16 protein-coding genes are annotated in these 15,071 nt (G+C 73.2%); 8 read left to right on the top strand and 8 right to left on the bottom strand.

From position 1 onward, the window contains the following. Positions 1-163 precede the first annotated feature (163 nt). From ACH5A8_RS15705 to xylB, 3 genes are all read right to left on the bottom strand, one after another. Positions 164-766, bottom strand: coding sequence for an N-acetylmuramoyl-L-alanine amidase (locus ACH5A8_RS15705; RefSeq protein ID WP_399002116.1), 603 nt, complete (start codon positions 764-766; stop codon positions 164-166). Positions 767-1,098: 332 nt separating this feature from the next. Beyond that, the gene (locus ACH5A8_RS15700) at positions 1,099-2,307 is read right to left on the bottom strand and encodes an ROK family protein (RefSeq protein WP_399002114.1); all 1,209 of its coding nucleotides are present in this window, start codon (positions 2,305-2,307) and stop codon (positions 1,099-1,101) included. A 78-nt stretch (positions 2,308-2,385) separates the two neighbouring features. Then, positions 2,386-3,828: a xylulokinase gene (gene xylB / locus ACH5A8_RS15695; RefSeq protein WP_399002112.1), complete on the bottom strand. Its 1,443-nt coding sequence runs from the start codon at positions 3,826-3,828 to the stop codon at positions 2,386-2,388. Positions 3,829-4,008: 180 nt separating this feature from the next. Between xylB and xylA the strand changes: the two genes are divergently transcribed. The 3 genes from xylA (at position 4,009) to ACH5A8_RS15680 (ending at position 6,820) form a co-directional block, all read left to right on the top strand. Continuing rightward, the gene (gene xylA, locus ACH5A8_RS15690; RefSeq protein WP_399002110.1) at positions 4,009-5,175 is read left to right on the top strand and encodes a xylose isomerase; all 1,167 of its coding nucleotides are present in this window, start codon (positions 4,009-4,011) and stop codon (positions 5,173-5,175) included. Positions 5,176-5,418: 243 nt separating this feature from the next. Then, entirely contained in the window at positions 5,419-6,474 is a 1,056-nt protein-coding gene (locus ACH5A8_RS15685) for a fatty acid desaturase family protein (RefSeq protein WP_399002108.1), read from the top strand. Between the two features lie 163 nt (positions 6,475-6,637). Then, complete coding sequence (locus ACH5A8_RS15680; protein ID WP_112467663.1) at positions 6,638-6,820, top strand: hypothetical protein; 183 nt, start codon at positions 6,638-6,640, stop codon at positions 6,818-6,820. A 165-nt stretch (positions 6,821-6,985) separates the two neighbouring features. Here ACH5A8_RS15680 and ACH5A8_RS15675 read toward each other — a convergent pair whose 3' ends face one another. Then, complete coding sequence (locus ACH5A8_RS15675) at positions 6,986-7,945, bottom strand: hypothetical protein (protein WP_399002106.1); 960 nt, start codon at positions 7,943-7,945, stop codon at positions 6,986-6,988. Positions 7,946-8,234: 289 nt separating this feature from the next. On the opposite strand from ACH5A8_RS15675, the gene ACH5A8_RS15670 reads away from it, so the two are divergent. Next, positions 8,235-9,143, top strand: a complete 909-nt coding sequence (locus ACH5A8_RS15670; protein WP_399002104.1) for an oxygenase MpaB family protein — start codon at positions 8,235-8,237, stop codon at positions 9,141-9,143. Here the strand turns inward: ACH5A8_RS15670 and ACH5A8_RS15665 are convergent. Next, the gene (locus ACH5A8_RS15665; protein ID WP_399002411.1) at positions 9,120-9,653 is read right to left on the bottom strand and encodes a PadR family transcriptional regulator; all 534 of its coding nucleotides are present in this window, start codon (positions 9,651-9,653) and stop codon (positions 9,120-9,122) included. The two genes, ACH5A8_RS15670 and ACH5A8_RS15665, sit on opposite strands and share 24 nt — an antisense overlap. Positions 9,654-9,777: 124 nt before the next feature. Here ACH5A8_RS15665 and ACH5A8_RS15660 point away from each other — a divergent pair, with 124 nt between their 5' ends. Further along, positions 9,778-10,533, top strand: coding sequence for an alpha/beta fold hydrolase (locus tag ACH5A8_RS15660; protein ID WP_399002102.1), 756 nt, complete (start codon positions 9,778-9,780; stop codon positions 10,531-10,533). A gap of 36 nt (positions 10,534-10,569) precedes the next feature. Here the strand turns inward: ACH5A8_RS15660 and ACH5A8_RS15655 are convergent, their stop codons facing one another. Then, positions 10,570-11,169, bottom strand: a complete 600-nt coding sequence (locus tag ACH5A8_RS15655; RefSeq protein WP_399002100.1) for a class I SAM-dependent methyltransferase — start codon at positions 11,167-11,169, stop codon at positions 10,570-10,572. A 248-nt stretch (positions 11,170-11,417) separates the two neighbouring features. On the opposite strand from ACH5A8_RS15655, the gene ACH5A8_RS15650 reads away from it, so the two are divergent. Beyond that, entirely contained in the window at positions 11,418-12,023 is a 606-nt protein-coding gene (locus ACH5A8_RS15650; RefSeq protein WP_399002098.1) for a GTP-binding protein, read from the top strand. Between the two features lie 42 nt (positions 12,024-12,065). Here ACH5A8_RS15650 and ACH5A8_RS15645 read toward each other — a convergent pair whose 3' ends face one another. Then, complete coding sequence (locus ACH5A8_RS15645) at positions 12,066-12,494, bottom strand: PPOX class F420-dependent oxidoreductase (protein WP_399002096.1); 429 nt, start codon at positions 12,492-12,494, stop codon at positions 12,066-12,068. Between the two features lie 94 nt (positions 12,495-12,588). Between ACH5A8_RS15645 and ACH5A8_RS15640 the strand changes: the two genes are divergently transcribed. Both ACH5A8_RS15640 and ACH5A8_RS15635 read left to right on the top strand, forming a co-directional pair. After that, positions 12,589-13,002: a roadblock/LC7 domain-containing protein gene (locus ACH5A8_RS15640; RefSeq protein ID WP_399002094.1), complete on the top strand. Its 414-nt coding sequence runs from the start codon at positions 12,589-12,591 to the stop codon at positions 13,000-13,002. Positions 13,003-13,126: 124 nt separating this feature from the next. Next, positions 13,127-14,146, top strand: coding sequence for a DUF6397 family protein (locus ACH5A8_RS15635; protein WP_399002092.1), 1,020 nt, complete (start codon positions 13,127-13,129; stop codon positions 14,144-14,146). Between the two features lie 45 nt (positions 14,147-14,191). Here ACH5A8_RS15635 and ACH5A8_RS15630 read toward each other — a convergent pair whose 3' ends face one another. After that, complete coding sequence (locus ACH5A8_RS15630; protein ID WP_399002090.1) at positions 14,192-15,058, bottom strand: acyl-CoA thioesterase; 867 nt, start codon at positions 15,056-15,058, stop codon at positions 14,192-14,194. Positions 15,059-15,071 lie beyond the last annotated feature (13 nt).

Genomic DNA, 15,071 nt, shown 5'->3' with positions numbered 1-15,071 from the left:
GCGGGACCCGAGCCGCCGGCGCGTGGGCCCCGCAGCCCAGGAACCCGTCACGCGGAAGCGGTCCCGACGCCTTCGATGGTCTCCTGCTCCCCGGGTCGCGGAGGCCGGCCGGCCCCGTGCTCGGCGCCCTCCAGGGATCCCGCCCGGGCGGGCCCTGCCGCGCTCAGGAGAAGTTGACCATCCTTATGTAGCGGACCCAGTCCCAGTTCGGTCCGGGATCGGTGTGGTCCGTGCCCGGCACCTCGTAGTGCCCGATGATGTGGGCGCGGTCCTTGGGGATCCCGTACCGGTCGCAGATCGCCGCGGTGAGCTGGGCCGACTGCGCGTACATGGCGTTGGTGAAGTAGGCGGGCCTGTCCACCCAGCCCTCGTGCTCGATGCCGATGCTGCGTGTGTTGTAGTCCCAGTTCCCCGCGTGCCAGGCGATGTCCGGCTCACGGACGCACTGCGCGATGTGTCCGTCGGCGGACCGGACGAGGTAGTGCGCGGACACCTTCTTCTGCGAGTTCTGGAAGATGGCCAGCGTGTCGGCGTACGTCTCCTGCGTGACGTGGATGATCACTCGGTCGAGGGAGTAGCTGCTGGGCCGGTTGGACGCCGTGTAGTTGGAGGGACTGGCCGGCTGCCACTCGGCGGGCGGATAGTCGACGGCCTGCGTCCGGGCACTCGCCCGGGCGGCGGGGAGTAACGCGTAGGGGACGGCGGCGAGGGCGGCGGCGCCCTTGATGACGCGCCGTCTGCTGGGCGGAGGTCCGGCCCGGTCCATGGGCGATGACCTTTCTCGTGGGGGAAGTTCTTCTGCCTGTCTCGTGGAGGGTGCTCTTCTGTGCGGGGACGTCGGGCGGTGCGGCGAGTGTCGCGCACGGTCGGCCGCTCCTCGCGGAGCCCGGCCGCGGGCGTGTGGCGGGTGTCGCACGGACGGCCACGGCGCCGTGGCCGTCCGTGCGACACGTGCCGCCGACCCGGGCCCGGGGCAGCGGCTCGCGTGAATCACGGTACGGCGCTCACGACTTGGGCAGAAGAGCGCGGCGAGGTTCCGTGGACACGCGCCGGATTGTGGACAACTCCGCCACTCGAACAGGTGAAGCGGGCCTGAGATCAGGCCCGTTCGGCCACCGCCGCCGGGTCGTCGAGGACGGCCCGTACGACCGCGTGCGCGGCGCCGAGCAGCGGGCCCTCGGGCCCCAGCCGGGACACGGACACCGGACAGGACGGCCCGGCGGTGCGGCGGGCCAGTTCCGCCTCCAGGGCGGGCAGGAGCCAGGGCGCGAGTTCGGCCAGCGCGCCGCCCAGCACGACGGCTTCGGGGTCGAGCAGGTTGACCGCACCGGTCAGGGCGATCCCGAGGGCCGTACCGGCGCCGCGCAGGGCCCGCCGTACGTCCTCGTCGCCCTCGGCGGCGCGGGCGGCGAGCAGACCGACCCGGCCCTCGTCCGCCTCCAGCCCGGCCGCCCGCAGCACGGCCTCCTCGCCCGCGTACTGCTCCAGGCAGCCGCGCCCGCCGCACGGGCAGGCGGGTCCTTCCGGTTCGACCGGCACGTGCCCGAGCTCGCCGGCGAAGCCACGCGTGCCGCGCAGCAGCCTCCCGTCGACCACCACGGCGGCGCCGATGCCGATCTCCGCCGACACATGCAGGAAGTCGGGCGGAGTGCTCTCGCCGAGCCAGAGCTCCGCGAGGGCCCCGAAGTTCGCCTCGTTGTCCACGACCGGGCTGAACTCGCGGGGGAGCAGGGCGCCGAGGTCGGTGTCGTGCCAGTCGAGGTTGGGCGCCCGGACGACCGTACGGCCGTCCCGTGCGATCAGGCCCGGCACGGCGACGGCGAGCCCCGCCGGCCACAGGCCCTGCCCCTCCGCCTCCGTGACGACCTGGGATATCAGCGCCGCGAGGTCCTCGGCCACCGGCCCGGGGGAGCGGCCCCGGTTCGTGCCGTGCCGCACGGCGCGCGCCCGCACCTCGCCCCGCAGGTCGACCACGCAGGCCGCCAGATGATCGACGCCGACCTCGGCCCCGACCCCGGCCGGGCCGCGTCCGCTGACGGCGAGCGCCGAGCCGGGACGGCCCACCCTGCCCGGCCGCTCGGGCCCCAGCTCCTCCAGCAGTCCCGAGCGGATGAGCTCGTCGACGAGGGTCGAGACCGCCGCACGGGTCAGTCCGATGCGCGAGGCGACCGCCGCTCGCGACAGGGGCCCTTCGGCGCTGACGGTGTGCATGACCCGGGCCAGGTTGCGGCGGCGCATGCCCCGCTGGGTGTCGGGCAGCGCCCGCCTCGGTGCGGCCGGGTGGGGTTCGTGCAGCGGTGCGCTCATGCCTCCGTCGTCCTCGGTCGGTGTCCGGCCGGCGGGGGCCCGCCGGCCGGGTCCGTCAGCGGATGCCCGCCGGGTCCGTCAGCGGGTCTCCGCCCCCCGCTCCAGCAGCGGGGCCGCGTCGGAGAGTACCCCGGAGATCCTGGCCAGCGTCGCCTCGTCCCGCTCCACGGCCTCCAGCACCGGACCGTCGGCCGTCTTCCAGCGGCGGGCGACCGCGGCGGGGTCCTCGCCGGTCAGCAGGCCCGCCGCCTGCGCCGCGGCGCCCAGCGCGACCAGTTCCGCGGCCTGCGGCACCTGCACCGGCCGGCCCGACAGCCTCCGGACCGTCTGCTGCCAGGCCGTGCCGCGGGCGCCGCCGCCGATCAGCAGCAGGGGAGCGGTGCGGTCGGCGTCCTGGTCCAGGACCAGATCGAGCGCGCCGAGCAGCGAGTGGACGGCGCCGTCGTAGGCCGCCTGCAGCAGCTGGCCCGCGGTCGTGTCGTGGCGCAGCCCGTGCAGCAGCCCGGAGGCGGCGGGGAGGTTCGGGGTGCGCTCACCGTCCAGGTAGGGGAGCAGGGTCACGGTGCCCGGCTCCACGGCCTCCCGGTCCCGGCCGAGCAGGGCGGCGATCCGGTCGACGGCGAGCGTGCAGTTCAGGGTGCAGGCCAACGGCAGCCAGTCGCCGCGCGCGTCGGCGAAGCCCGCCACGGTGCCCGACGGATCCGCGGGGCGGTGCTCGGAGACCGCGTACACCGTGCCGGACGTGCCGAGGCTGAGGACCGGGGTGCCGGGGCGCAGCCCGAGGCCGAGGGCGGCGGCGGCGTTGTCGCCGGTGCCGGGCGCGACCAGGGTGCCCTTGGCGAAGGGCAGGTCGTGGACGTCACGGACGGTTCCCGCCACCTCGCCGGGCCGCACCACGCGCGGCAGCAGCGCCGGGTCCAGGCCGACACGGGCGAGGATCTCCTCGTCGTACGCCTCCGTCCGCGACGACCACCAGCCCGTTCCCGAGGCGTCACCGCGGTCGGTGGTTCCCTGGCCGGTCAGACGCTCGGTGAGGTAGTCGTGCGGCAGGCGCACCGCCGCCGCGGACCGTGCGGCCTCCGGCTCGTTCTCGGCGAGCCAGGCCCACTTCGCGACCGTGAAGGAGGCGCCCGGCACGCTGCCCGTGCGCTGCGCCCACTCCTTCGCGCCGCCCAGCTCCTCCACCAGACGACGGGCCTGCGGGGCTGACCGCACGTCGTTCCACAGCAGGGCGGGCCGTACCGGCTCGCCCCGGGCGTCCAGCGCGACCAGGCCGTGCTGCTGGCCGGCGACCGACACCGCGGCGGCCTCGTGCGCCGCCTCGCCGCACTGGTGCAGCGCCGCGTGCAGCGCGTCCCACCACTGGCGCGGGTTGCTCTCGCGGCCGGCCCCGCCGGAGACCGTGTGCGGCGCCTGACCGCTCGCCACGACCCGGCCGGTGGCCGCGTCGACGACGAGCACCTTGGTGGACTGGGTGGACGAGTCCACACCGACGACGAGCGGACCCTCGGCTGCTGACATCGGCTCTCCCTCTTTTTCGCGGCTCACCGCATCTGACCTGCGCTTGTCTCGGTCCTTCAGGTCCGGTCGCCGGGGTGGAACCCAGGTCGGGACCCTCCTGTCCCTTCCCAGGGACGCGTCGGCATACTAATTTGTAAATCGCCATGACGAAATAGTCGCAAGCGAGCAAGGAGCCGCGGCATGAACTACCAGCCCACCCCCGAGGACAGGTTCACCTTCGGCCTGTGGACCGTCGGCTGGCAGGGACGGGACCCGTTCGGCGACGCCACGCGTCCCGCCCTCGACCCCGTCGAGACGGTGCAGCGCCTGGCCGAGCTGGGCGCTCACGGAGTGACCTTCCACGACGACGACCTGATCCCCTTCGGGTCCTCCGAGACCGAGCGCGAGTCGCACATCAAGCGTTTCCGGCAGGCGCTCGACGCGACCGGCCTGACCGTGCCGATGGCCACCACCAACCTCTTCACGCACCCCGTCTTCAAGGACGGCGCCTTCACCGCCAACGACCGCGACGTGCGCCGCTACGCGCTGCGCAAGACGATCCGCAACATCGACCTGGCGGCCGAGCTCGGCGCGAGGACGTACGTCGCCTGGGGCGGTCGCGAGGGCGCCGAGTCCGGCGCCGCCAAGGACGTGCGCGCCGCCCTCGACCGCATGAAGGAGGCGTTCGACCTCCTCGGCGAGTACGTCACCGCCCAGGGCTACGACATGCGCTTCGCCATCGAGCCCAAGCCGAACGAGCCGCGCGGCGACATCCTGCTGCCCACCGTGGGCCACGCGCTCGCGTTCATCGAGCGACTGGAGCGCCCGGAGCTGTACGGCGTGAACCCCGAGGTGGGCCACGAGCAGATGGCCGGCCTCAACTTCCCGCACGGCATCGCCCAGGCCCTGTGGGCCGGCAAGCTCTTCCACATCGACCTCAACGGCCAGTCGGGCATCAAGTACGACCAGGACCTGCGCTTCGGCGCCGGTGACCTGCGGGCCGCCTTCTGGCTGGTCGACCTGCTGGAGAGCGCCGGCTACGACGGCCCCCGGCACTTCGACTTCAAGCCGCCGCGGACCGAGGACATCGACGGCGTGTGGGCCTCCGCGGCCGGCTGCATGCGCAACTACCTCATCCTCAAGGAGCGTGCCGCGGCCTTCCGCGCCGACCCGGAGGTCCAGGAGGCCCTGCGCGCCTCCCGGCTCGACCAGCTGGCGCAGCCCACGGCCGAGGACGGCCTGCAGGCGCTGCTGGCGGACGGCTCGGCCTTCGAGGACTTCGACGTCGACGCCGCCGCCGCGCGCGGGATGGCCTTCGAGCGGCTGGACCAGCTGGCGATGGACCACCTGCTGGGAGCGCGGGGCTGACGGAGCGGACGACATGGGCCCGGCGGCCCGGAGCACGCGTGCGTGCGCCGGGCCCCCGGGCCCATGGTCGTCGGGCCCGGCGGCGCTGGGGCCCGCCACACCCGTGAGGGTGCCGCCAGCCCCCCGCCGGGCACGGGGCGGGCCCCCGTAGGCACCCGGGTGCTGGCGCCATGGCCCCCACAGGGCTCCGATCCGTACGTTTCTCGAGGTCAGGACGTTGCCGAGAGAGCCGGAGACCCCGCCATGCCCCAACCCGCCGCAGCCGTCGCTGACGGTGTCGAGACAAGGACCGACGCCCCGCCCGCGGGGAGCGAGTTCACCCCCTTGCTGCGCACGGTCAGGTCCTGCGGCCTCCTGGGGCGGCGCCACGCCTGGTACACGCGCGTCATCGCCGCCAACGCCCTCGCCCTGGCCGCTGTCGTCACCGCGCTGGTCCTCGTCGGCGACTCCTGGTGGGCGCTGCTCCTCGCCCCGCCGCTCGCCGTGCTCTTCGCCCGCACCGCGTTCATAGGGCACGACGCCGGCCACGGGCAGATCACCGGCGGCAAGGGTGTCGGCCGGCTCATCGGGCTTCTGCACGGCAACCTGCTCCTCGGTCTGAGCTACTCGTGGTGGAACGCCAAGCACAACCGGCACCACGCCAACCCCAACCACATCGACAAGGATCCCGACGTCGCCGCCGACGTGCTCGTGTTCTCCGGCGGGCAGGCCGGCGACCGTCAGGGCCTGCGCCGCTGGCTCACCCGCAACCAGGCCTGGCTGTTCTTCCCGCTCACCCTCCTGGAGGGCGTCGCCCTCAAGGTGCACAGCTTCCAGGACCTGCGCCGGCAGCCGCCACGGGAGCGCATGGTCGAGGGCGCGCTGCTCGTGATCCATGCCGCCGCCTACGCGGGGCTGCTCCTCACCGTCCTGTCACCCGTCAGGGCACTGGCGTTCGCCGTCCTCCACCAGGCGCTGTTCGGCCTGCATCTGGGCCTCGCCTTCGCGCCCAACCACAAGGGCATGGAGATGCCCGACCCGGACGGCGAGCGCTGGGGGCACCTGCGCCGTCAGGTGCTCACCTCCCGCAACATCCGGGGCGGGGCTCTGACGGACTGGTTCCTGGGCGGTCTCAACTACCAGATCGAGCACCATCTCTTCCCCAGCATGCCGCGCCCGCACCTGCGCCTGGCGCAGCCACTGGTGCGGGCCCACTGCCGAGAGGTGGGAATCCCCTACACGGAGGCCGCTCTCCTCGACTCCTACCGGCAGGCCCTGCGGCACCTGCACGAGGTGGGGGAACCCCTCAGGAAGCGGTAGACAACCGGCACACGCGGCGCCGCACCGCGGTGTCCCGACGCGACCCGTAGGGGCGCGGCTCCGGGAACTCTCAGGGGTGTCTCAGGGGCGAGGCCCGGAACCGCCGGCGGCGCGGAGCCGTTTCCAGGACAGAGAGCGGCAGTGGCCGCGAAGGAGGCGACAGATGTCGAAGAACGCGAAGATCGCCGCCGGTGGCGTGGCGGTCGGCCTGATCCTGCTGATCTGGCTGCCCTGGTGGGCCGCACTCCTGATCGTCCTGGGGGTCCCGGCCGCGGCCTACCTCGCGCTGGACCCCTCGCAGCGGCGGCGGCTGCGCCGCGTCACCCGCAAGGAACTCGGGCGCTGAGGGGCCGGGAGCGATCAGGCGAGGGCGCCGGCCGACAGGCCGCCCGCAGGTTGCGTGAGCGGCCTGTCGGCGGGCATCCGCGGCCGGGACGGATGGCCGGGAACGGATGGCCGGGACGGTTGGCCGGGGCGGACGGCGGGGCGAGGCCACCGCGGGCGCGCCGGATCAGTGGGGGCGCGCCGCGAGCTGGTCCAGGGCCTGGAGCAGGCCGGGCAGCTCCGGGCCCCGGCCGACCGGCAGCACCTCGCCCGGTTCCTCGTCGAGGAGCACGAAGGCGATGTCGTCGGTGCGGGCCACCATCGACCAGCCCGGGCCGTCGGCGCGCAGGGTCCGGGCGTCCCCCGGGGCGAAGGACGACCTGACGCGGCCGAGCGGAGGAGGCGAGTCCACGTACGCGCGGACCTCCGCGAGGACGCGCCGCACGCCGGGGTGCCCCGGGGGCGTACCCGGGACCGACGCGTCCGGCGAGCCGTCGTCCGGACCGGGTGCCTGCTCCCCGCCCGCTCCTGATTCCCGTGCCGGGCCGGCTCCGGAGTCCTGTGCCGTGACGCCTTCGGCGTCCGCCGCACCGCCCCCGCGACCGCCGGGCACGGCCCCGCGGTCGCTGTCGCCCGGGAAGATGAAGGAGCTGTCGTCTATCTGGTCCCGCCACACCGTCCACTGCCGCGCGATCTCGTCGGCGCCCAGACGGCGCTGTGCCGAATTCCAGGCGCTGGTGTCCGGGGGCGACAGCGGCGGTCCGTCCGAGACCGAGGGATCGGGGTCGTGCGGCGCCGGCACGCCGGGGGCCGCGACGGCGACGGCGAGGGGCCAGCCCGGCAGAGCGGCGACGACCGCGCGCTCGTCGGGCGACAGGTCGTACTCCATGCCGCAGTCCCAGGAGGCGATCGCGACGGCGACCAGCGACACGTCATCGACGACGACCGTCCACCGCGCGCCGGTGCCGTCCTGTCCCAGTACCAGGCCGTACCCGTCGGCCGACGGCGCCAGACCGAGCGCGGCGCACGCCTCCGGGTAGTCGTCGCCCAGCACGCTCGGGAACTGCGCGGGCGTCAGCAGTACCGCCGTCAGCACGTAGAGCGCGTCGTCCGCGGCGGCGACGGCTTCCTCGTCCGTCCCGGCCATCCAGGCCTCCCCTCGGTTCGTCCAACGGCGCGCACCCTAGTGCGAGGGGAAGCCGCTTGTCACGACTCCCCAGCCACCGGGACCTGCAGTTTTCCATCCGGACGGGGGCGAAACGACCTCCGTCCCCCCGACCTTCGGGCCGCCGGGATCCATGGCGGCGCCCCCTGACCGTACGCGCACCGCACGCGCCGTCCGTCGCGCTCGGGCGCCGGGGCGGTCACCGCGTCGGCCCCCGTGTCCGTGCCCGCCCGAAGTAGAGTCGGGGCACCGACGGCAGAGGGGGCGCGGCGTGACGAAGCGTTTCGAACGGCTCGAGCGGATCCGCCGCATGGACCCGGTGGCGGACGCGTCGGAGATCTACCGGCTCACCGTCGCGTACGAGTTCCCCTGGGACGTCACCCGCGCACTGGAGCTGGCCCTCTACCGGACCTACGCCGTCCCGAGCATCGGCCGGCTGCTCGCCGAGACGGCGGAGCTGACCGACCGCACGCAGAAGCGCTACGACGACACGTCGTTGCTCCTCGACACCGTCGTCGAGCACGGCTTCGAGAGCCGGCCCGGCCGTACCGCGATCCGGCGCATCAACCAGATGCACCGTGCCTACGACATCAGCGACGACGACATGCGCTACGTGCTCTGCACGTTCGTCGTGGTGCCGAAGCGCTGGATCGAGGCCTACGGGTGGCGCCGGCTCTCCCGCCACGAGATCGTCGCCTCCACCGTCCACTACCGCACGCTCGGCCGGCACATGGGCATCAAGGACATCCCCGAGACCTACGAGGAGTTCGAGGCCTGCCTCGACGCCTACGAGGAACTCAACTTCGGCTGGGACGAGCAGGCCAGGAAGGTCTCCGACGCGACGCTCGACCTGATGACCTCCTGGTATCCGCGCCCCCTCGCGCCGCTGCTGCGCGGAGCCACCCTCGCCCTGCTCGACGAACCCCTGCTGCAGGCCTTCCGTTACGAGCCGCCGGCCGCCCTCACCCGCGCCCTGGTGCGCCGGGCGGTGCGCGCCCGGGGGCGGGCGGTGCGCCTGCTGCCCGTGCGCAGGGCCCCGCACTTCGCGCGGCAGAACCGGGAGATCAAGAGTTACCCGGACGGCTACCGGGTGGCCGATCTCGGCACCCGGCCGGTCCCCGGCCTCCGGGGCTGTCCCGTGCGGCACTCCGGCGGCTCAGCGGGCGACGCCCTCCAGTGACTCGATCGTGGTGCGCAGCCAGGCGAGCTCGGCCCGCGTCGTGGCCCGCGCGACGGTGAGGATGCCCCGGCGGAAGGGATCCTCCAGTTCCTCGGCGCGCACCGGCCGGTCTCCGTCGTAGAAGAAGCTCGAAGGCGTCTGAAGGAAGGCCAGTCTGCGCCGCAGCACGGTCGCCTGGGCGCCGGGATCCTCCAGGTGCCGGAGGAAGGCCAGGACGGTGAACCAGCGGTTCTCGTCGGTGATGTCCCGCTGGACCGGCTCGGCGAGCCGACGGCGCAGCTCGCTGCGGCCGCCCTCGGTGAGGGTGAGGACATGGCGCGGTGCCGCCACCGAGCCCGGCTCGGTGGCTCGCTCCAGCAGTCCGGCCTTCTCCAGTCGCTTGATGGCCGGGTAGAGCGTGCTCTCGGCGACAGGCCGTACGTGCCCTGTCAGCGCCGTGATGCGTTTGCGCAGCTCATACCCGTGCAGCGGGGTGTCGTAGAGGAAACCGAGGATCGCCAGCTCCAGCATGCCCGCATTCTCTCGCATCACCGAAGTACATCCACCACTAGGTGCATCGTCTCAGGAATACCTCGCAACCGATGTATGGTTCAGGTCGTGCCGATCAGAGCGGCGACGCAGCGAGGAGGGCGACGTGAGGCAGGCCGAGTTCGACAGCCGGGGCAGCCGTATCCGTTGGACGGAGGTGCCCGGCGCGCGACCCGCACGGGTCTACGTCCACGGACTGGGCTCGATGTCCTCCGTGTACCACGCGCACATCGCGGCACGTCCCGAACTCGCGGGCCGCCGCAGCCTCTTCGTCGACCTGCCCGGACACGGGATCAGCGACCGGCCCGGACACTTCGGGTACACCCTGGAGGAGCACGCGGACGCCCTGGCAGCCGCACTGGACGCGGCGGAGCTGACCGATTGCGAGGTGATCGGGCACAGCATGGGCGGCGCCGTCGCGATCGTGCTCGCCCACCGCAGGCCCGACCTGGTATCCCGTCTGGTCCTCGCGGAGGCCAATCTCGACCCGTCTCCTCCGGTCACGGCGGGCAGCAGCGACATCGCCTCCTTCGAGGAGGAGGTGTTCGTCGACGTCGGCCACGCGCGCGTGCTGGACCGCGTCGGCCCCCTCTGGGCGGCGACCATGCGGCTGGCCGACCCGCGCGCCCTGCACCGCAGCGCCGTGGCCCTGCGGCGCGGCACCGAGCCCACGATGCGCCGCATACTCGAAGGGCTCACCGTCGACCGGCTCTGCCTTCAGGGCGAACACAGCGGCGAACTGGAGGACGGGAGCGGCCTTCGGGCCGCGGGAGTGCGCGTGGTGACCGTTCCGGGGGCCGGCCACAACATCATGTTCGACAACCCGGACGTGTTCGCGGCGGCCGTCGCGGGAAACCTCTGAGAACCGCCCGCCGCGCCGGTCCGAAGCCCGCCGGCCTCAGTCCTCCCGGACCGCCAGCGCCAGGAAGCGGGCGTCCTCGTCGGCGTACGACGTCAAACGCCACCCCGAACCGGCGAGCAGCTCACGGAGGTTGGGCTCCGCGCGCAGATCGTCCGGGGTGATCCGCCGCCCCTGCCGGGCCGCGAGGGCCGCCCGGCCGATGGGATGGAACAGAGCCAGCCCGCCGCCCGGGCGCACCACGCGCCGCAGCTCCCGCAGGTTCTCGGCAGGATCGGGCAGGTGCGCGACGAGGCCCGCGGCGAACACGGCGTCCAGGGACCGGGATCGCAGCGGGAGCGCACCGACGTCGGCGAGCAGCAGCCGCCCGTCCCGGTCCCGGCCGGCCCGGACGGCGGCGTCCAGCATGGCCGGCGTGAGATCGGCGCCCACGACGAGGCCCGACGCGCCCACGGCCGCGCGCAGCGGCGGCAGGGCGCGCCCGGTGCCGCAGCCCGCGTCGAGCACCCGGTCGCCCTCGCGCAGCCCGAGTTCGGCGACCGCCGCCGCGTAGGCCGGGCCGTCGTCCGGGAACTTGCCGTCCCAGGCGGCCGCGCGTGCGGTGAAGAAGTCACGGACGTGGGTGTGGTCCTCGCTCATGTCCCGCATGATCCCCCATCGGGACGGACGGCGCGGAGGCACACACCCGCCTCAATGCGCACCCGAACGGGCACCATACGCAAACGAGTCGGTCAGATGGGACGAATCCCGGTCCCGTCCCCCGAACCGGTGCCGTGGTCGTCATGATGATGACGTCGCACCGTGCCACCGAGCTCCGGGCGGACGCCGCCCGGCGTGAGCGGGCCCGCCGCCCCCGCCCATGCCGCCCCTTCCGAGAGAAGTGATCCATGGTCTTCGAGCACTCCGGCATCCACGACGACGAGACGGCCGCACTGTCGCTGAAGATCCTGGTCGCCGGCGGATTCGGCGTGGGCAAGACCACGCTGGTGGGAGCGGTCAGCGAGATCAGGCCACTGCGCACCGAGGAACTGCTGAGCCAGGCCGGACAGTCGGTGGACGACACCGACGGCGTGGACCGGAAGGTCGCGACGACCGTCGCCATGGACTTCGGCCGCATCACCATCCGGTCCGACCTCTCCCTGTACCTCTTCGGCACACCCGGTCAGGACCGCTTCTGGTTCCTGTGGGACGAACTGGCGCAGGGGGCTCTGGGCGCCGTGGTCCTCGCGGACACCCGCAGGTTGGAGGACTGCTTCCCGGCGGTGGACTACTTCGAGCACCGGCGCATCCCCTTCGTGGTCGCCGTCAACCGCTTCCCGGGCTCCCGCGCGCACGAGGCGCTCGACGTCTCGCGCGCCCTCGACCTCGACCCGGGGACACCCGTCGTCGCCTGCGACGCCCGGGAACGCGACTCGGGCAAGGAGGTGCTGATCCGGCTCGTCGAGTACGCCGGGCGGATGCACACCGCCCGGCTGCTCGACTCCGTTGGCTGAGGCCGGACCGCACAGGGCGGTGGGTCCGCCCGTGCGGGTGGCTCAGGCCGCGAGATCCCGCACCGCCGTCACCTTGTCGACGGTGAACCTGACCAGCAGTTCGCCCGGGACGCCGTTGCGGGCCCCGAACTCCTCCGCGCGCTCCTCGCCCATGTAACGGGCGCCGATCCGGGCGGCCCAGTGACGGAGGTCGTCCAGACTCTCGGACAACCGGGCGCGCCCCTGAAGCACCACGAAGCCGAACGGCGGACGGTCGTCGTCCACGCACAGCGCGACCCGGCCGTCCCGTGCGAGATTCCTCCCCTTCACGGTCTCCTTGCCGGTGTTGAACACCACGTCGTCCCCGTCGAGCAGGAACCAGATCGGCGCGACGTGCGGACTCCCGTCTGCCCGGACGGTCGACAGCTTGCCCGTGCGTGTACCGGACGAGACGAACGCCCGCCATTCCTCATCGGTCATGTTCTGTGCCATGTGCCCATCTTGCTTGCCGCCGCGGCGGCGGTGGGGAAGGCTGGCGGGAGATCCTCCGGCCAAGGAGGAGGAGACCACAGGGGGAGACCGCAGCATGGCGCAGAACCAGACACTCGGCTGGTTGCTCGACGACCTGACCCAGCGGGTGGAACACGTACGGCACGCCCTGGTCCTGTCGAACGACGGGCTGGTCACGGGGGCGAGCACGGGCCTGCGGCGTGAGGACGCGGAGCACCTCGCGGCCGTGTCGTCCGGACTGCACAGCCTGGCCAAGGGATCAGGACGCCACTTCGGCGCGGGCACGGTGCGGCAGACGATGGTCGAGTTCGACGAGGCGGTCCTCTTCGTCACGGCCGCCGGAGCGGGCAGCTGCCTGTGCGTCCTCAGCGGTGCCGAGGCCGACATCGGCCAGATCGGCTACGAGATGACCCTGCTGGTCAACCGGGTCGGCGAGCACCTCGACGTGGACGCCCGCCGCCCCGGCCACAACTCGCCGACAGACCTTTGACCTGCGTATTCGCTGTACCCCGTGGAGTTGTCCACAGGCTCGCGCGGAGATCGTCGAGACCGGCTACGGTCTTTCGCAGGTCAGCGCGGACGGCGCTGGCCACACACTCCACGGGGGCACCGACATGTCCGGCGACACCATCACCCATGAGACCACTCCCACGGCGGGCCCCACGGCCCGACATCGCGAGACACCCCTCACCCAGGCCCGGGCGGCCCGCGAACTCGGTCTGAAACCGGGCGAATTCGATCTGGCCGTCCATCTCGGCCACATCCGCACCCTCCCCGACGAAGGCGGGGGCGGCCGACGCGTCGCCCGCGCCGAGATCCAGCGGCTGCTCGCCCAGGAGGACTTCCCGCGGACGCTGCGAAAGCGCGTGGCGGTCGTGGGGACCAAGGACGGCGCGGAGACCATGCGGGTCACCGCGGCCCGGTTCACCCGCCTGGCGCGACTGGGCCTGCTGGTGCCCGTGACCTTCTATCTGAACCGGTACAGGGCCGTCGTCTGGCTCTATACGGCCGACGATCTGCGGGAGTTCGCGGCCGACACGAAGAACGCCGCCCTGTTGAACAAGCCCTTGCCCGAGGGGCTGCGCGACCAGTTGGACGCGGGGCTGGACCTGCGCCCGCGCAACTGGCGCGGACGACACCTCGGCTTCCTGCTGCGTCAGGCCGGCGATCCGTGGGAGCGGGCGGCGGCCGTGGCCTCGCTGCTGGACCCCCTGCAGGTCTCGGAGATCGTGGCGGACCCCTACGAGCGGGCCCGTCTCCACCGCTACCGGCCACGGCCCGAAGCTCACGGAGCGCCGGGTTCACCCGCCGCCCACCTCACCGAGCGGATCACGACGGCGCAGGACGCCGACGAGATCGCCTGGCTGCGGGCCGACCTGGCACAGGAGATGGGAGAAGCACGAGCCCACCGTCCCGCGCCCCGGCCGGCTCCACGGCACAGCGACCGCCGACCCGTGCGGGTACCGCACCCGGACCCGGATCCGGCCGGAAGGCACCGGCTGAACGGTCGGACCGATGCCGCCCGGCCGTCCTGCCGGCGCGATCAGCCCGTACCGGCCGAGCGGACCGGCCGTTCCGCTCGGGCGCACGGCCTGCTGGGCCGCCTCTTCCGCAGAGGCGCCCCGCACGCCTGACCAGCGGAGGCGTCCGGAACGCGCTCTCGGGTCGACGGCCGGCGCCTACAGCGAGCGGAACAGCCCCTCCTGGACGACCGACACGAGCAGACGGCCTTCCGCGTCGTAGATCCGGCCGCGAGCCAGACCCCGGCCTCCCGTCGCGATCGGCGACTCCTGGTCGTACAGGAACCACTCGTCCGCACGGAAGGGGCGGTGGAACCACATGGCGTGGTCCAGCGACGCCATGTCGAAGCCCCGCGGCCCCCACAGCGGTTCGACCGGAAGCCGCACGGCGTCGAGCAGGGTCATGTCACTGGCGTAGGTCAGCGCGCACGTGTGCACCAGCGGGTCGTCGCCCAGCGGGCCCACCGCGCGCATCCACACCGCGCTGCGCGGCTCGGCGTCCCGCACCTCCTCGGCGGTCCAGCGCAGCCGGTCCGCGTAACGGATGTCGAAGGGCTGGCGACGCGCCATGCGCTCCAACTGCTCGGGCAGCGCGCCCAGGTGCTCCCGGATCTCCGCGGTCACCGTCGGCAGGGACTCCGGAGGCGGAACCTTGCGGGCGGGTGGCAACTGATGCTCGAAACCTCCCTGTTCAGGCTTGTGGAAGGAGGCGGTGAGATTGAAGATCGTGCGGCCCTGCTGCACGGCGGTGACCCGGCGGGTCGTGAAGGACCGCCCGTCCCGCACCCGTTCGACCTGGTACACGATCGGTACCCCCGGCCTGCCGGGGCGCAGGAAGTACGCGTGCAACGAGTGCACCGGGCGATCGCCGTCCGTGGTGCGTCCGGCGGCGACCAGCGCCTGGCCGGCCACCTGGCCGCCGAAGACCCGCTGCAAGGACTCCTGCGGGCTGCGGCCACGGAAGATGTTGACCTCGATCTGCTCCAGGTCGAGCAGGTCGACGAGCCTTTCGGCCGGGTTCGTCATCAGCGGGACTCTC

Source organism: Streptomyces sp. NPDC018610, from assembly GCF_044391765.1.
Taxonomy (GTDB): domain Bacteria; phylum Actinomycetota; class Actinomycetes; order Streptomycetales; family Streptomycetaceae; genus Streptomyces.
This window is presented reverse-complemented; position numbering and strand designations above follow the sequence as displayed.